Below are 14,638 nucleotides of genomic sequence, written 5' to 3'. Positions count from 1 at the left end.
TTTAGGACTCTGCCATGAGTACCCCGATTCCGCCGATTCAGCTTCCCCCTTGTGGTGACTGCACTGCGGATGCGGCATGGTTGGAGGCAGCTCTTCTCGATTGGCTCAACACCGAGTATTTGCCAGAAGCTGTGAATCGAGCGATCGCCCAGCGAGCCGCCCAAGTGTACCGCCGTCAGCGGCTGGAAGGGGAGCATGATCTTGGCGGCATTCTCTTGGCTCTGGTCACGGAGTTGCAAGAGTTTGATTTTTCCCAAAGCTTCTATAGCGAGTTTGCGGTTGCTAATGCGGTGAGTGATCTGCTCCTGCGGCGGCTGGGCATTGAACCCTGCTGTGGGGCGGGCTAGGCTTTGGGGTGCCAGTTGGGCTTGACCACTTGACGACAGCGGGCAATGACAAGGGCATTAGCCGGTACATCTTCTGTCACCGTTGAACCCGCCGCCACCGTAACATTTTCGCCGAGGGTTACCGGAGCCACTAAAACACTGTTAGCCCCGGTCTTGGTGCCGCTACCGATATGGGTGGGGTGCTTGCGCACGCCGTCGTAGTTGGCGGTAATGGTTCCTGCCCCGATATTGACGCGATCGCCCAAGGTGGCATCGCCTAGGTAGGACAGATGAGAGGCCTTGGTGTCACTGCCCAACTGCGCTTTTTTTAGCTCGACAAAGTTACCAATGCGGCAGTGATCGGCAACCAGGCTTTGCTGGCGGATGTGGGCAAAAGGCCCCACTTGGGTATCATGGCCAATCTCACTGTCGCTAATCACGGCATAGCGAGCCGTTACCCGTTCGCCAATCACACTGTTTTCAATCAAAGTGCCGGGGCCAATGATGCTACCACTGCCAATACGGGTTTGGCCGCGCAGGTGAGTTTGGGGTTCAATCACCACATCGGGAGCCAGCTCCACGGTGTCCTCAATGGTAATGCTGGCCGGATCAATCAGGGTCACCCCCGCCTGCATCCAAGCAGTTTTGATGCGATTTTGCAGCACTTGATAGGCTGCCGCCAACTGCACGCGATCGTTAACGCCCAAAATTTCCTCATAGTCTTCCACGTCTACCGCCATCACAGGACTGAGGGCATTGACGGCATCGGTGAGGTAGTATTCCTGCTGATCATTGTTGGATTGGAGATGGGGCAACACAGCAGCCAGTTGGGGCCAGTGGAAACAATACACCCCAGCATTGATGCGGCGGTTTTGCTTTTGGGCTGTGGTGCAGTCACGGTCTTCAATAATTTGCTTCAAGATATTCTGACTGTCACAAATCACACGGCCATAGCCCTGGGGGTTGGGAATTTGTGCCGTTAAAATCGTGGCCGCATTGTTGTGTTTCTGGTGGACTGCGAGCAACTTCGCCAGCGTCTCCCCACGCAAGAGGGGCACATCGCCATTGAGTACCAAAAGATGGCCTTCATAGTCCTTGAGGTACGGCAAAAGCTGCTGTACCGCATGACCCGTTCCCAGTTGTTCCCGCTGCTCGACAAACTCCACGTGGGGTTGATCCGCTAAGGCAGCCCGCACTGTGTCGCCTCCATAACCAATGATCACAAACTGCCGTTGCGGTTGCAGAGATTGAACTTGGTGCAAAACCCAGCCCACCAGCGATCGCCCACCTAGGGGATGGAGAACTTTTGGCAGCGAGGATTTCATCCGTGTGCCTCGTCCTGCCGCTAAGACTGCCACAATGACCATGGATTTGTTGTGCCTCAATGCGCAAAGGGATGGCAAACGAGCAATACTGGGGAGAAGCAGCCCAGCCGCATCAGCGCCATGCACAATTGGAGTATACCAAGGTTGCGGTAGCCAAAGATAGCAGCACCACAGGCGAGTCAATGCGTCCAAGATGCATCAACGACCCCAAAATCCAGTAAGGTTGATGCAGTAGTTGACGAGTCACTCACAGTCCATGACTGCTTCAAAATCAACCAAGCGACCTGTCCCCTTGGCGGCTCAGTTCCTAAAATTGGTGGGAATCATCCTGCTCCTCACCTTTTTGGTCGAGTGGAGCATTCTCTTTATTACTCCCCAGTTCAATAATAGCCAGTGGCAACTCACGGTCGTTAACCAATTCATTGAGCGCGGTGCCACCCCCTTGATTGGGTTTGTCTTTATCTACACTGGCTTTTGGATTCAAGCGGTTTCTGGCAGTACGACGCAGCCGGAGCCGGGGGAACCTGCCCTCAAGGATTGGCGATTTTGGGTCTTTGTCCTCTCGAGTTTGCTAGGATTGCTCTGCCTGCTGGGGATTCCCCTCTACCTATCGATTACGGGGCAAATTACGGAACAGGCGGTCAACCAAATCAATCAAGAGGCGGCACAGGCAGAAATTCGGGTTGAGCAGGAACAGCAGCAAATTAAACAATTGGCCAGTAGCGGTCAACTGGAGCAACTCCTGAAAAGCAATCAACTGCCCCCCGATCAACAGGCGATTCTCGAGCAGTTACAAAAAGACCCCCAAGCCCTTGATAAACAAGCGGGTCAGGCACGGGAGCGCATCCGCAACCAACAACAGGAAGCGGTGAATCGGGCGCAACAGGAAGCCTTTCTGAATCGTCTCAGGGTAGGACTTCGTAGTTTTCTATTGGCAGTGGGCTTTATTACCATTGGTTGGAGTGGTCTGCGCGAACACCGCTAGGCATCGTCACCATTGCCGCCTACCTGAGGAGTAGAATATGCTTTACCTCATTGTACGTTGGCGTCTTCTGTCGCAGTCGCTGGGTCTCGGCTGCTTGATCAGCCTGCTGCTCCAACTGACGGCCGCAGCAGTGGAATTGCGGGTCGCGGTTTTAGATCGGGTACGCCAAGTAACAATCAGTAGCTCCACCCCAGCACAATTACGGGATGAGGCGGGTCGGGTGCTGACAGTGGCACCGCAGCAGAATATTACGGCTGTGCTCACGGGGGCGGGGGTACAAGCAGGGGGTGTGCAGGGGCGGCAAGTTTTCCTCGAACCTCGAGACCATGGCCTCGTGCGGGTGGGCGATCGCTGGTATCGCGGGCGGTTGCAATTGGTGAGTACCAGTGAGGGGATTATCGCCATCAACCTTGTGGATTTAGAGGAGTATCTGCCCAGTGTCGTGGGCAAGGAAATGTATCCCTCTTGGCCGCTGGAAGCCCTCAAAGCTCAAGCGGTGGCCTCCCGTTCCTTTGTCCTCTTTCGGCGCGATCGCGAACGCCGTCGTCCCGGTAGTCTTTTTGATGTCGGTGCCACCGTCACCCATCAGGTGTATCCGGGGGTCAGTTCAGAAACCGCCAGTACCCTAGCTGCCGTTGCCGCCACACGCGGTCAAGTGCTCACCTACAATGGCCAAATCATTGAAGCCGTCTTCCATGCCTCCTCAGGGGGTCACACCGAAAATTCAGAGCACATTTGGCAAAATGCCGTTCCCTACCTGCGCGGTACCCCTGACTTTGACCAAATCTCCCCCAACTTTCAGTGGACGGTGCGTTTCACGGCGGCACAACTGCAACAACGCCTCCCCGGTATTGGTACCATCGTTGGCTTTCGCCCCTTGCAATTGACTCCCCAAGGACGAGTCATGGCAGTGCAAGTGGTGGGCAGAGCAGGTAGCCGCACCATTTCAGGTAGTGAACTACGGCGGGTGTTGGGATTGCGCAGTACCCTACTGACGATTACGCCAGAGTATGGCAACGTGGCCAGTCAAAGGGGGCAAAGTGTGCCAGTGGCCTTTACAATTACTGGCCGGGGTCACGGTCATGGCTTGGGCATGAGTCAATGGGGGGCTTACGGTATGGCATTACAGGGCTACACCTACGACCAAATTTTGGGGCATTATTACCAAGGCGTTACATTGAGTGTATTGGACACGACTCAGCGTTGACGAGCTTTGTGCCCCTCGACTATGCTGCCCCTAGCGGTATGGGGTGAAGGTTGTGGTCTTAACACTCTATTTCTTGCGCCACGGGCAAACTAGCTTTAGTCGCGCCAATGCCTACTGTGGAGAACTGGATCCACCCTTAACGGATGCCGGTCTAGCGATGGCTGAGGCCTTTGCCGAACACTATGCTCAGTTGCCTTGGCAAGCCGTCTTTGTCAGTCCAACGTTGCGCACTCGAACCACGGCACAGTTTTTGTGCGATCGCGTGGGTCTTCAAATGCAGGTTCGCGATGGTCTGCGGGAAATTTACTATGGTCAGTGGGAAGGCCTCTCCCCGGAAGAGGTGAATGCCAAGTTCCACGATGATTATGTGCGCTGGCTGGCGGATCCGGGCTGGAATGCGCCCACAGGGGGTGAGCGGGGGATTGACATCTACTACCGCAGTAATGCCGTTCTCTTAGAAATTGAGCGGGAGTATCCCGACGGCAATGTTCTGCTGGTTTCCCACAAGGCCACCATTCGGATTATGCTCTGTGGTCTTCTGGGTATTGATGTGGGACGATTTCGCGATCGCATTGCTGCCCCAGTAGCCAGTGTCAGTATTGTCGAATATACCTCCCGTGGGCCATTGCTCCTTGCCCTTGCGGAGCGATCGCACCTGAGTCTCGAACTGCGGCACTTGCCGGGCACCTAGCCTATACGGTCATAATGTCCTTTTCTTTCTCGGCGAGCAGGGCATCAATTTTACCGATGTATTTATCGGTGAGCCTTTGCACTTTCTCTTGCAAGTCTTTCACTTCATCTTCAGTGAGTTCGCCGGCTTTGCCCTCTTTTTTGATGTGATCAATGGCATCACGACGGATGTTGCGAATGGCAACTTTGCCCCCTTCGGCAATTTTGGCGGCAGTTTTCACCAGTTCTTTGCGTCGCTCTGTGGTCAAGGGCGGAATATTGAGGCGGACGCTGGAGCCATCGTTGTTGGGCGTCAATCCTAAGTCAGAGAGTTGAATGGCTTTTTCAATGCTGGCCAATGTGGAGCGATCGTAGGGCTGAATCAAAATCGTGGTTGCATCGGGGGTAGAGATGTTGGCCAAGGAGCGCAAGGGGGTTTCCGTGCCGTAGTAATCCACCATCACCCGGTCTAATAACGCCGCGTTGGCGCGACCCGTGCGGATACTATTAAAGTCATGCTGGGTTGCTTCAACCGATTTTTGCATCCGCTCTTCGACATCAGCTAATTTCACAGGAGCCTCCAACCATCGTACCAATGGGTTCCCCAGTCAAGGCACGGTAGATATTACCGGCCGTTTCTAAACTAAACACAATGATGGGGATATCATTATCTTTACACAGGGCGATCGCTGTACTGTCCATCACCGCCAAGTTATGGGTGAGGGCATGGGTGTAGGTGAGACTGCGGTAGCGACGCGCATTCGGATTTTTGTAGGGATCGGCATCATAGACGCCATCGACTTTAGTGGCTTTGAAAATCACTTCGGCATCAATTTCGGCAGCTCGCAGGGCGGCTGTTGTGTCAGTGGTAAAAAAGGGATTTCCTGACCCGGCTCCAAAGATGACCACCCGTCCCTTTTCCAGATGGCGAATGGCACGGCGACGAATGTAGGGTTCGGCCACCTCCTGCATGGCAATGGCAGTTTGCACCCGCGTAGGGACATTGATCTGTTCGAGGGCATCCTGCAGGGTCAGGGCATTCATGACAGTGGCAATCATACCAATGTAGTCTGCGGTCGCCCGATCCATGCCAGCCGCTGCCCCTTTCATACCACGAAAGATATTGCCACCCCCCACCACAATGGCAGTTTGAACTCCCGCTTGCACCACCTGAGCAATTTCGCTGGCAAATGCCTGCACCACTTTTGGATCGATGCCGTAGTTCAGGTTGCCCATGAGGGCTTCACCGCTCAATTTGAGCAATACGCGGCGATATTTAGGACTCATTGCGAGGATTCTTGCACTCCAATACGCTCCCCATCAACGATAGCAGGTTAGACGCGCCCGGTTGGACTCGAACCAACGACCAATCGCTTAGAAGGCGAGTGCTCTATTCCGCTGAGCTACGGGCGCATTTTTGAACATTTTCCCACAAGGCATAAGCTGAAAGTAAGATCTTCATAGTAGGGATGATTGAGATGGAGCTAAATTCTCCCCCTTCACGTTTACTTTTGGTCTGCGCTGACAACCCCTTGTCACAGCGCATGGGGCAAGACCTCCAAGCCGCAGGTTATGACCCCGTGATTGCAACAACGGAAAAGGAATGTCACTTGGCCTGCGCAGAATGGCAGCCTGCCCTGATCATCATGGATCGCTATTTGGGGCGACTCAACAGTATGGAGTTGTGCCAGCGGTTGCGCCAGCAGGGGATTAGTTTGCCAATTCTACTGATGCTGGAGAGCGATCGCCTAGAGGATCGGGTGGCGGTGCTGGAGTCGGGTGCCGATGATTACCTACTGCTGCCCTATAGTCCCAAGCCCTTTTTGCAAATGATTCAGCTTTATCTGAAGCCGCCAGTCACCCAAAGTGAGGTGTTGCGATTTGATAATTTGACCCTTGATCTCTTGACGCGGCGGGCGGAGCGCAATGGACGCACGATCGATCTAACGATGAAGGAGTATGAACTACTGAAGTTTCTCATGGAGCATCCCCGCGAAGTCCTTACCCGTGAGCAAATTTTAGAAAATGTCTGGGGCTATGACTTTTTGGGAGAATCCAACGTCATTGAAGTGTATATTCGCTATCTGCGGTTGAAGATTGAACCTGATGGCGAAAAACGATTGATTCACACAGTGCGAGGAGTGGGCTATGTTCTCCGTGAAGCCTAAGTTACGCTGGCTGGTTCTGGGATTGGTCACGTTGGGGTTACTGCTGGGCTGTCAAAGTCTGAGCCAAGGGGATCCGTCCGCACCCCCGCAAGTGGTTCGCGGCATTCCGCAATATCTACCCATTACGGCCAAGGCGCGCATTCACGATACATGGATTCAGTTGGAAGTGGCACGCACGCCGGCACAGCAGCAGTTGGGCTTGATGTTTCGTTCGGAGTTACCCCCCGATCGCGGGATGCTGTTTCCCATCTCTCCGCCTCAAGTGGCTAGCTTCTGGATGAAAAACTGTCTCATTTCCTTGGACTTGATTTTTCTCAGGGACGGTAAAGTGGTAGCGATCGCCCCCGCAGCGCCCCCCTGCAAAACCCTGCCCTGCCCCACCTACGAATCTGGGGTTCCAGTCGATGCCGTTTTAGAACTGGCAGGTGGCCGCGCCGCTGAATTGGGACTTAAGGTCAATGATTCTGTAAAGATACAGTACTTGGCGCCTTGACTGATGGAGAGGGTTCCTTAACTCTTAAAGATTGTTGTTATTCCAAAGCAATTTGATTAAACTCCGTGCTGTAGCTTTGGTAATAAACTCTCTTCGTTTCCTAGCCTCGTCTACAGCCGTTGTATCTCCTTTCCTTTCACTGCTTTTTTCTTCAATTAGAGTAAAAATTAGACCCACGATGCCAATAGCGGTCATGGTTTTTAGGTAGGTCGGTGATTTAGAGAGCTTGTCGAGCATAGTCTAAATTTTTGCAAGAAGTTTTATGACTAATATAATTTAGCCAAAATCCTAAGTTAAGTACTAAGACTCTGTCAAGGTTTGTTTCACATTTTTTTACTTTATCTACAATTGACCTCATCCCCTCTTGTTTATTATTTAACTATATGACAATATAAGAAAATATAATTAGCTACAGCCATTGCGAGGAACCCATGCTAGAGTCCGAGATCGAAGAGTCATCGTCCCCCCTGCCTCTGAATCTCTGGGAAATGACCGCTGTATTTCTGAAACTGGGCAGTATTGGCTTTGGCGGTGGAATTGCCATGATCGCCCTCATGGAAAATGAGTTTGTTAAGCGACGGCGGCTCTTGGCCATTGATGAATTTCTGCATGGGGTTGCCCTCAGCCAAATCCTAGGATCGTTCCCAGTCAATACGGCGCTCTTTATTGGTTATCGCCTCCATGGCTTTTGGGGCGGTCTGTTGGGTAGTCTGACCTTTCTGCTGCCGTCCGTTGTGGCGGTGATTTTACTATCTTGGCTCTATTTTGGGTTTCATACGATTCCCTCATTGCAAGGTGCCCTAGCGGGGCTAACGCCAGTGGTCATTGGCATCATCTTGGCAGCAGTCTGGTCAATGGGGCAAAAGTCTGTGCGCTCGACGGTAACGATCGCGATCGCCATTGCGGCCTGTCTCGGCAGTTTGACCCACATTAATCCCTTGCTCATCCTTGGCAGTGGTGGCATTATTGGTCTCATTCTCCAACTCAGCCCACCGACAAAAACCACAAAACTCCAAACTTCCCAAAAATCCGCCCTCGTTGGCTTACCCCTAGCGATCCAGACCCTACCCCACCAAGCTGCCCAAATGGCCACTGCCTCTTCTCAACCCGTTCAGTGGCTGACCCTAGTGCTTACCTTCCTCAAAGTGGGCATTGTTTTCTTTGGTGGTGGCTTTGTCCTGATCCCCGTGTTGAAACAACTGTTGATCGATCAGTTGCATTGGCTGACGCAGCAGGAATTTATTGATGGTGTGGCTATTAGTCAATTGACCCCAGGGCCGATCGCTGTCATTGCCACTTTTGCGGGATTCCGTGTTGCTGGTATTGGTGGTGCCTTTTTGGCAACCGTGGCCTTATTTTTGCCATCCCTATTATTGATGTTTGCTCTTGCCCACTACTATCAAGTGGTGAAGCATCTCCAACGGGTGAAGCAATTTTTGGCAGGGGTCAATCCTGCGGTGGTGGGTATGGTGTTGTCAGCAGCCATTAACCTTGCGCCTGCCATTGTCCACCTCAATCAGCCCGTCAGTCTCATTCTCAATAGCGTGCTCTTGGTCTTTTCCCTTGTGGCGATTACGCGCCTCAAATGGCACCCAGCGATCGCCCTTGCTGTGGGAGCAACAGTTGGATTATGCGGTGGCCAATGGTTAACTGGCACGGCCTAGTGAAGAAAACTCAAACTTGCTGGTACGGGGCACTTTTCGAGTTTTGTAAGGGTCTGGGGTCTCAGGTTCAAAATTTCTTTAAGGTGAATGAGAGACTGAAAGGGAGATTGAGTACGAAACTCAATAATCTCTTTGATATATTTTCGACGGCTTGTTTCACCTACTCCTGCATTTATAAGCCACTGTTGGATTTCGGCTCTGGAGCCTTGATTAAGCAAGCGTATTTTTAACTGAGGTTGGTTGCGATCTACCGAGGAGCCTGATAGTGTTGTTGTTGGTGTGGGGGGTGACACCTGTGGCAGTGGTAAGTTATCTAGTTTGGCATTGATGTTTACTAGGGCTGCCTCCATTTCTTTTAGGGACTGAAAAATAGCTTGATTTTGCTCTAGAAGCTGCTGAAGGAGTGTCTTGGTAAGATTTCCGTTGGAGTTGCTCGCTGGTGAGTCAAAAGCTAAAGGCTCTGTAGTTTGTTCTTGGTTTTGTGCTTCTGTTACTTCAGAAATTGTGGAGTTAGACTGAATTTGACTGAGAATTGCAGTTTCTATTTCTGGCGTATCATTTTCTTCAATAATCAGGGCATTGATTTCTTTAAGATTGGCTTTTTGGGCAGCATAATACTGCTGATGACCTGACAAGAGTTTGAAGTGATGACAGGCTAAGCGATCGCCCAAACGCCGCACCACTAGCGGTGGAAAACAGATACCTGCTTTGAGAATTGAACTAGCCAGTTCCTCGATCCTTCCCTGATCTGCGGGCACAAGGTCAGGGCTCAGTTCAATCGCTGTCAATTGAATACGTTTGCTATTGACCATTGCATTTTAGGGTTGACTAGGACTGAGTGATCCAATTGAGTTCATCTACCAAATCATTGAATTCACGGGCAGAATTTGAATTGGGCTTAAAGCGAAAAATAGATTGGGGGGCTGGTATTTCACTATCGCCACTGGCAGTCACGCGATTGAGGCTATTGGATAAGTCAACAGATTCGGTGATAATTGTCTCTAGAATTTTCAGAGGATACTTATTCGTAATTGCTTTTTGAACAGCAATAAACTTACTTGAATTCTTAGTTCGGCCATGAATTTTTGAGGGCAAAATTCCCACAATATCTAAGGGTTTTTTACCCAACTTGACCCGCAAGTCTGCAAATCGTCGATTAATATCTTTCACAAACGACATGACGTACTTTAGGCCTTGATTGGCAAAGGGCTTAAAATCTGAGGGAATAATGAGATAATCTGAGGCAATCAGGGCAATTTCGGCGTAGAGATCCCAAGCTGGCGGTGCATCTATGATGACAATATCGTAGGCATCCTTGAGTGCTTCTAACTTCATAAGCAGTTGTAGATGAATGGCATCAATCTCCTTCAGGAGATCACGGGTTTCAATGCTCACTAAATCAATATGGGCAGGGACAACATCAATCTCTGGGTGATTAAAAGACTGGGATTTCCTAACCACTTTTTCAATGGGATACTCATCGGCATATCTGAGCACATGGAAGATATGAGCATCCCGCAGTGTATCCTCCTCTTCAAACAGAAAACTCATTAAGCCAGTGGCAAAGGTCGTATTGGCTTGAGAGTCCATGTCAATAACCAAAACCCGCTTTTCCCGACAACGAAAGGCAGCTGCTAAGTTGACAGCAACAGTAGTTTTCCCTACACCACCCTTGTTGTGATAAATGGTAATAACTTTCACGCTTCTTTCCTGTCGAGTCGGTTGTCGAGTCGGTTACTGAAGGCTGAGGAGGCGGTGACGGTGTCGCGATCGCCTGCACCTGCGAGGTTGGCAGGGCTAAAGGTCAACTCACCATTGACCAAATCTACCAAAATCGTATCGCCGGGTGCAAAGACCTCTTCAAGGATCTTCACGGCGAGGGGGTTCTCCAATTCCCGTTGAATGGCGCGTTTCAGAGGACGTGCCCCATAGACTGGATCAAAGCCCACCGCCACCAAATGATCTAGCGCTGCCGGGGTGAGGCGCAGGCGAATTTTTTGATCCGCAAGGAGTTTCTCCACCCGTCGCAGTTGAATTTGAGCAATCTGTGCCAGTTCAGCCCGCCCTAGGCCATGGAAGAGGATCAAGTCATCAATGCGGTTGAGAAATTCGGGGCGAAAATACTTTTGCGCACTTTGGAGTACCCGTTGGCGCATTTCCTCATAGCGACTGTCATCCCCGGCCAAATCTAAAATATGCTCGCTGCCCAAGTTGCTGGTCATAATGATCACGGTATTGCGGAAGTCCACCGTTCGCCCTTGGGAATCAGTGACGCGGCCATCATCGAGCACCTGCAAGAGCACGTTGAACACTTCCGGATGGGCTTTTTCCACCTCATCAAACAGAACTACGGCATAGGGACGACGGCGAATCGCTTCCGTCAGTTGACCGCCACTGTCAAAGCCGACATACCCCGGTGGTGCGCCAATCATGCGGGAGACAGCGTGTTTTTCCATGTACTCCGACATATCAATGCGCACAAGGGCATTTTCATCATCAAAGAGGGCTTCGGCAAGAGCACGGGCCAGTTCTGTTTTGCCCACCCCCGTGGGACCCATAAAGAGAAAGGAACCAATGGGACGGGCAGGGTCTTTCATGCCGGCTCGCGCTCGGCGAATCGCTGCGGCCACGGCGGCCACGGCATCGGTTTGACCAATCACCCGCTGATGGAGAACTTGTTCCAGTTGCAGGAGTTTTTGCCGTTCTGAGGCCATTAATTTTTGCAGCGGAATTCCCGTCCACTTGGCAACAATTTCAGCAATGTCGGCTTCGGTGACTTGATCGCGCAAAAAGGTGCCACCTTCGGCCTGAAGTTCCAAAAGTTGTGCTTCGGTGCTTTCCAATTCCCGTTGCAGCGTCTCGAGGCGACCATATTTAAGTTGAGCAGCTTTGTTGAGGTTGTAGTCCCGCTCCGCTTGCTCGATTTGCAGCTTTACCTGATCTTCCTCTTCTTTGAGGCTGTTGATGCGCTCTAGGAGGTCTTTTTCGGCTTGCCAGCGGGCTTGCATGGCCTGTTGTCGCGGTTGCAGTTGGGCAATTTCCTCTTCGATGCGCTGCAGGCGATCGCGGGTGGCTTGCAGTGGCACTTGGCTCAGGGGCAGACTTTCTTCCTGCTTGAGGGAGAGTTTTTCCATCTCCAGTTGCCGCAGGCGCCGCTCAAGGGCTTCGAGTTCAGCGGGCTTGGTGGTGATTTCCATTTTCAGTTTGGCCGCCGCTTCATCCACGAGATCAATGGCCTTGTCGGGCAAAAAGCGATCGCTAATATAGCGATCCGAAAGCATCGCCGCTGCCACCAATGCCGAGTCAGTAATTTTGACGTTGTGGTGAATTTCGTAGCGATCCTTGAGACCCCGCAAAATTGAGATTGTATCCTCAACGCTGGGTTGGCCAATATACACCTGCTGGAAGCGACGCTCGAGGGCAGCATCCTTCTCAATATGCTTGCGGTACTCGTCTAGGGTGGTGGCACCAATACAGCGCAGTTCGCCCCGCGCCAACATCGGCTTCAGGAGGTTGCTGGCATCCATCGAGGCGTTTTGATTGGCACCCGCACCAACCACGGTGTGCAATTCATCAATAAAGAGAACAATTTGACCGTCGGAATGGGTCACTTCATGGAGAACCGCCTTGAGGCGATCTTCAAAGTCACCGCGAAACTTGGCACCCGCCACCAGACTCCCCAGATCAAGGGAAATCAACCGCCGATTTTTTAGCGATTCTGGTACATCCCCATTGATAATCCGCTGGGCAAGACCTTCGGCAATCGCCGTTTTCCCAACTCCAGGTTCGCCGATGAGCACGGGATTATTCTTAGTGCGGCGCGAGAGCACTTGAATGACGCGGCGGATTTCCTCATCGCGGCCAATGACCGGATCTAGTTTACCTTGGCGGGCTGCTTCGGTGAGATCGCGACCGTACTTTTCAAGGGCAGCGTATTTATTTTCGGGGTTTTGGTCTAAGACTTTTTGGGCGCCGCGAATGGCTTTGACGGTGGCCGCCAACTGCTCGCGATCGCAATTCAAAGCGCGGAACAGACGTTGACCAATACGGCGATCGCCCACAAATGCGAGGACAAGATGCTCAATCGAAATAAACTGATCCTCTTGCTCTTGGCGCAGACGATTGGCTTCATCAAGGAGAGCATCCAAGCTGCGGCCACAGTAGAGTTCGCTTCCCGTTGGCACGCGGGGTTGCTGTTTGGCAAAGTCCATCAGTCGCTTGAGAACCCATTCAGTGTCAATATCAGCCCGTTCAAAGATCAGTTGCCCCAGTCCCTCTTCCCGCAGGAGGGCAATCATCAAGTGCTCTGTTTCCAGATATTGGCTGCGATATTCCCGTGCCACATCTTGGGACTTAACAATGGCTTCCCATGCTTTATCAGTAAACTTTGTTGGATCCGTTGGTTGCATAGTGATAATTGAGGGCAAAACCCCACCGACTGTGAATGCATTATGCCATCATCTTCAGTGTAATCAACAGGCCACCGCCACACCCGCAGGACGACTTATAGAGGTGGCAGATAGAGAAACCGCCGCAGGAGATTAGCGAGTTTTTTCTTGCTGTCATAGCCGCTACTGTAGTACTGCCGCAGGGGAACTGTCTCGCCAGAAGTGAGGTGCACCACGACGCGATAGAAGCGATCGCCATCAGAATCCACGGAGCTTTCAATCGCAATGTCCCTGATCGCGCGCAAGTGCAATTCCTTCTGAGTGCGGCGGAAAAAATTTGCATGGAGAATCGTCAAGGTGCCACTGCCCCGATCCAAATCCAGTGTTAAGACGGATGCGAAAGAAATGAAACTCATCCCTACCAGAAAGAACACCCCCGCAATGATCCCAATCAGCCAGCGATCGTCCACACGCGCTGAAAGTTCGGTTTGATTGGGATTGGCTAAGAACTGATTAATTTGCTGCACCATGGCGGCGCGATCGCCCGGCTCCGAGGAGGCAACGCCTAATATGGTTGAGTTGCCCGCTATTTCAAGAACAACGCGGTACATGCGATCGCCTTCGCTGTCAATGTAGTCCTCCAACTTTGCCTGTCGTAGTAGAGGAAGCGGAATTTTCACCCGCTCTTGGCTCACGAAGGAGGTTGTGGTGGCAATACATTCATAGGGTAGGGTTTGGCGTTGGCAGTGAATTTCTGCAACAGGAAAGAAGCTGAGCATCAACATAGGTACAAGAGCAAACACCCCACCCATAAACCAACTCAGCAAAGGGCGTTCCCGCAAGCGCAAGCGATAGTCCGTTTGCTCCAAGATTTTCATCGCTGATTGTTATCCTTGAGCACGCAAAAATCCTGCGACACTGGCTGCCAACTGCTGAAAATTGGGTTCGATGCGTTGGCCGAGATACTCCTCCACAGCGCGAGCAATCATGCCAGCTAGGAAGGAGGGTACCCCCGGAATGCGTTTTGGATCAATGCGTAGATGACCTCGGCTAGTGATAATTGTTGAGTCACCCACAGCAATGAATTGATTTTCCCCTTGGCAGTCAATGGCCTCGGTAAAGGCATGGGGTGCAATGCGCCAGCGGGTGAGATAGTGGCGATCGTCCCAATGGGTGTAGTCCGTCCACGAGAGCATTGCCTCACTCAGCAGTGCCCGAGCCGCTGCCGGAATTTCGCCACCCCCATGCCAGACCAGAACCATCTCTAAGATCTCAGGCTGTTCCCTGCGCTCTTGCACCTCAATTTTACGCACATTGGGCATCCAGTTGACTAACTCAGGCAGGCGATCGCGATAGGTACGATAGACGTGCTCGCGGGGAAAGGGCAGCTCTACTTGGGAGGCAATTTCCATC

Annotated in this window: 15 protein-coding genes and 1 tRNA gene; 7 read left to right on the top strand and 9 right to left on the bottom strand. The window is 51.9% G+C overall.

From position 1 onward, the window contains the following. Positions 1-14 precede the first annotated feature (14 nt). On the top strand, positions 15-347 hold the full coding sequence (locus RHH53_RS10640; RefSeq protein WP_206200129.1) for a hypothetical protein: 333 nt from the start codon (positions 15-17) through the stop codon (positions 345-347). Here RHH53_RS10640 and glmU read toward each other — a convergent pair. After that, positions 344-1,693, bottom strand: coding sequence for a bifunctional UDP-N-acetylglucosamine diphosphorylase/glucosamine-1-phosphate N-acetyltransferase GlmU (gene glmU / locus RHH53_RS10635; RefSeq protein ID WP_302677618.1), 1,350 nt, complete (start codon positions 1,691-1,693; stop codon positions 344-346). The two genes, RHH53_RS10640 and glmU, sit on opposite strands and share 4 nt — an antisense overlap. Before the next feature lie 214 nt (positions 1,694-1,907). On the opposite strand from glmU, the gene RHH53_RS10630 reads away from it, so the two are divergent. Genes RHH53_RS10630 through RHH53_RS10620 form a run of 3 tightly spaced genes read left to right on the top strand, consistent with a single transcriptional unit; the run spans position 1,908 to position 4,534 of the window. Next, on the top strand, positions 1,908-2,636 hold the full coding sequence (locus RHH53_RS10630; protein ID WP_302678265.1) for an HpsJ family protein: 729 nt from the start codon (positions 1,908-1,910) through the stop codon (positions 2,634-2,636). A gap of 37 nt (positions 2,637-2,673) precedes the next feature. Next, positions 2,674-3,843, top strand: coding sequence for a SpoIID/LytB domain-containing protein (locus tag RHH53_RS10625; protein ID WP_310743767.1), 1,170 nt, complete (start codon positions 2,674-2,676; stop codon positions 3,841-3,843). A 52-nt stretch (positions 3,844-3,895) separates the two neighbouring features. Then, positions 3,896-4,534, top strand: coding sequence for a histidine phosphatase family protein (locus RHH53_RS10620; RefSeq protein ID WP_310438509.1), 639 nt, complete (start codon positions 3,896-3,898; stop codon positions 4,532-4,534). Between the two features lies 1 nt (position 4,535). On the opposite strand, the gene frr is transcribed toward RHH53_RS10620, so the two are convergent. The 3 genes from frr to RHH53_RS10605 form a co-directional block, all read right to left on the bottom strand. Further along, positions 4,536-5,084, bottom strand: coding sequence for a ribosome recycling factor (gene frr / locus RHH53_RS10615; RefSeq protein ID WP_310453475.1), 549 nt, complete (start codon positions 5,082-5,084; stop codon positions 4,536-4,538). Next, positions 5,071-5,799, bottom strand: a complete 729-nt coding sequence (gene pyrH, locus RHH53_RS10610; protein WP_310453474.1) for a UMP kinase — start codon at positions 5,797-5,799, stop codon at positions 5,071-5,073. The genes frr and pyrH overlap by 14 nt, the downstream gene beginning before the upstream one ends. Positions 5,800-5,851: 52 nt before the next feature. Continuing rightward, positions 5,852-5,925, bottom strand: a tRNA-Arg gene (locus tag RHH53_RS10605). 65 nt (positions 5,926-5,990) lie between these two features. Here RHH53_RS10605 and nblR point away from each other — a divergent pair. The 3 genes from nblR (at position 5,991) to chrA (ending at position 8,837) form a co-directional block, all read left to right on the top strand. Next, complete coding sequence (gene nblR / locus RHH53_RS10600) at positions 5,991-6,680, top strand: response regulator transcription factor NblR (RefSeq protein ID WP_149819255.1); 690 nt, start codon at positions 5,991-5,993, stop codon at positions 6,678-6,680. Beyond that, complete coding sequence (locus tag RHH53_RS10595) at positions 6,661-7,173, top strand: DUF192 domain-containing protein (RefSeq protein WP_310743766.1); 513 nt, start codon at positions 6,661-6,663, stop codon at positions 7,171-7,173. The genes nblR and RHH53_RS10595 overlap by 20 nt, the downstream gene beginning before the upstream one ends. 431 nt (positions 7,174-7,604) lie before the next feature. Then, positions 7,605-8,837: a chromate efflux transporter gene (gene chrA, locus RHH53_RS10590; protein WP_310743765.1), complete on the top strand. Its 1,233-nt coding sequence runs from the start codon at positions 7,605-7,607 to the stop codon at positions 8,835-8,837. Here the strand turns inward: chrA and RHH53_RS10585 are convergent. The 5 genes from RHH53_RS10585 to RHH53_RS10565 form a co-directional block, all read right to left on the bottom strand. After that, positions 8,834-9,625, bottom strand: coding sequence for a ParB N-terminal domain-containing protein (locus RHH53_RS10585; protein WP_310453472.1), 792 nt, complete (start codon positions 9,623-9,625; stop codon positions 8,834-8,836). The genes chrA and RHH53_RS10585 overlap by 4 nt on opposite strands. A gap of 40 nt (positions 9,626-9,665) precedes the next feature. Continuing rightward, positions 9,666-10,538, bottom strand: coding sequence for a ParA family protein (locus tag RHH53_RS10580; RefSeq protein WP_302678258.1), 873 nt, complete (start codon positions 10,536-10,538; stop codon positions 9,666-9,668). Further along, positions 10,535-13,246, bottom strand: coding sequence for an ATP-dependent chaperone ClpB (gene clpB / locus RHH53_RS10575; protein ID WP_302678257.1), 2,712 nt, complete (start codon positions 13,244-13,246; stop codon positions 10,535-10,537). Before clpB ends, RHH53_RS10580 begins: the two co-directional genes overlap by 4 nt. A 95-nt stretch (positions 13,247-13,341) precedes the next feature. Further along, a complete protein-coding gene (locus tag RHH53_RS10570; protein ID WP_310453471.1) occupies positions 13,342-14,103 on the bottom strand; it encodes a hypothetical protein in 762 nt (253 codons plus the stop codon). Between the two features lie 9 nt (positions 14,104-14,112). Beyond that, positions 14,113-14,637 carry an SRPBCC family protein gene (locus tag RHH53_RS10565; protein WP_302677624.1) on the bottom strand — a complete coding sequence of 175 codons (525 nt, stop codon included), beginning with the start codon at positions 14,635-14,637 and terminating at the stop codon, positions 14,113-14,115. Position 14,638: the final 1 nt, after the last annotated feature.

Origin of the sequence: Thermosynechococcus sp. PKX82, from assembly GCF_031583255.1 — a bacterium.
GTDB lineage: Bacteria > Cyanobacteriota > Cyanobacteriia > Thermosynechococcales > Thermosynechococcaceae > Thermosynechococcus.
This window is presented reverse-complemented; position numbering and strand designations above follow the sequence as displayed.

Bases quoted from the DNA above. Each gene is read 5' to 3' on its own strand.
- RHH53_RS10630 (WP_302678265.1), top strand. From the start codon at position 1,908: ATGACTGCTTCAAAATCAACCAAGCGACCTGTCCCCTTGGCGGCTCAG.
- RHH53_RS10565 (WP_302677624.1), bottom strand. From the start codon at position 14,637: ATGGAAATTGCCTCCCAAGTAGAGCTGCCCTTTCCCCGCGAGCACGTC.
- chrA (WP_310743765.1), top strand. From the start codon at position 7,605: ATGCTAGAGTCCGAGATCGAAGAGTCATCGTCCCCCCTGCCTCTGAAT.
- RHH53_RS10640 (WP_206200129.1), top strand. From the start codon at position 15: ATGAGTACCCCGATTCCGCCGATTCAGCTTCCCCCTTGTGGTGACTGC.
- pyrH (WP_310453474.1), bottom strand. From the start codon at position 5,799: ATGAGTCCTAAATATCGCCGCGTATTGCTCAAATTGAGCGGTGAAGCC.
- RHH53_RS10625 (WP_310743767.1), top strand. From the start codon at position 2,674: ATGCTTTACCTCATTGTACGTTGGCGTCTTCTGTCGCAGTCGCTGGGT.
- RHH53_RS10595 (WP_310743766.1), top strand. From the start codon at position 6,661: ATGTTCTCCGTGAAGCCTAAGTTACGCTGGCTGGTTCTGGGATTGGTC.
- clpB (WP_302678257.1), bottom strand. From the start codon at position 13,246: ATGCAACCAACGGATCCAACAAAGTTTACTGATAAAGCATGGGAAGCC.
- glmU (WP_302677618.1), bottom strand. From the start codon at position 1,693: ATGGTCATTGTGGCAGTCTTAGCGGCAGGACGAGGCACACGGATGAAA.
- RHH53_RS10570 (WP_310453471.1), bottom strand. From the start codon at position 14,103: ATGAAAATCTTGGAGCAAACGGACTATCGCTTGCGCTTGCGGGAACGC.
- nblR (WP_149819255.1), top strand. From the start codon at position 5,991: ATGGAGCTAAATTCTCCCCCTTCACGTTTACTTTTGGTCTGCGCTGAC.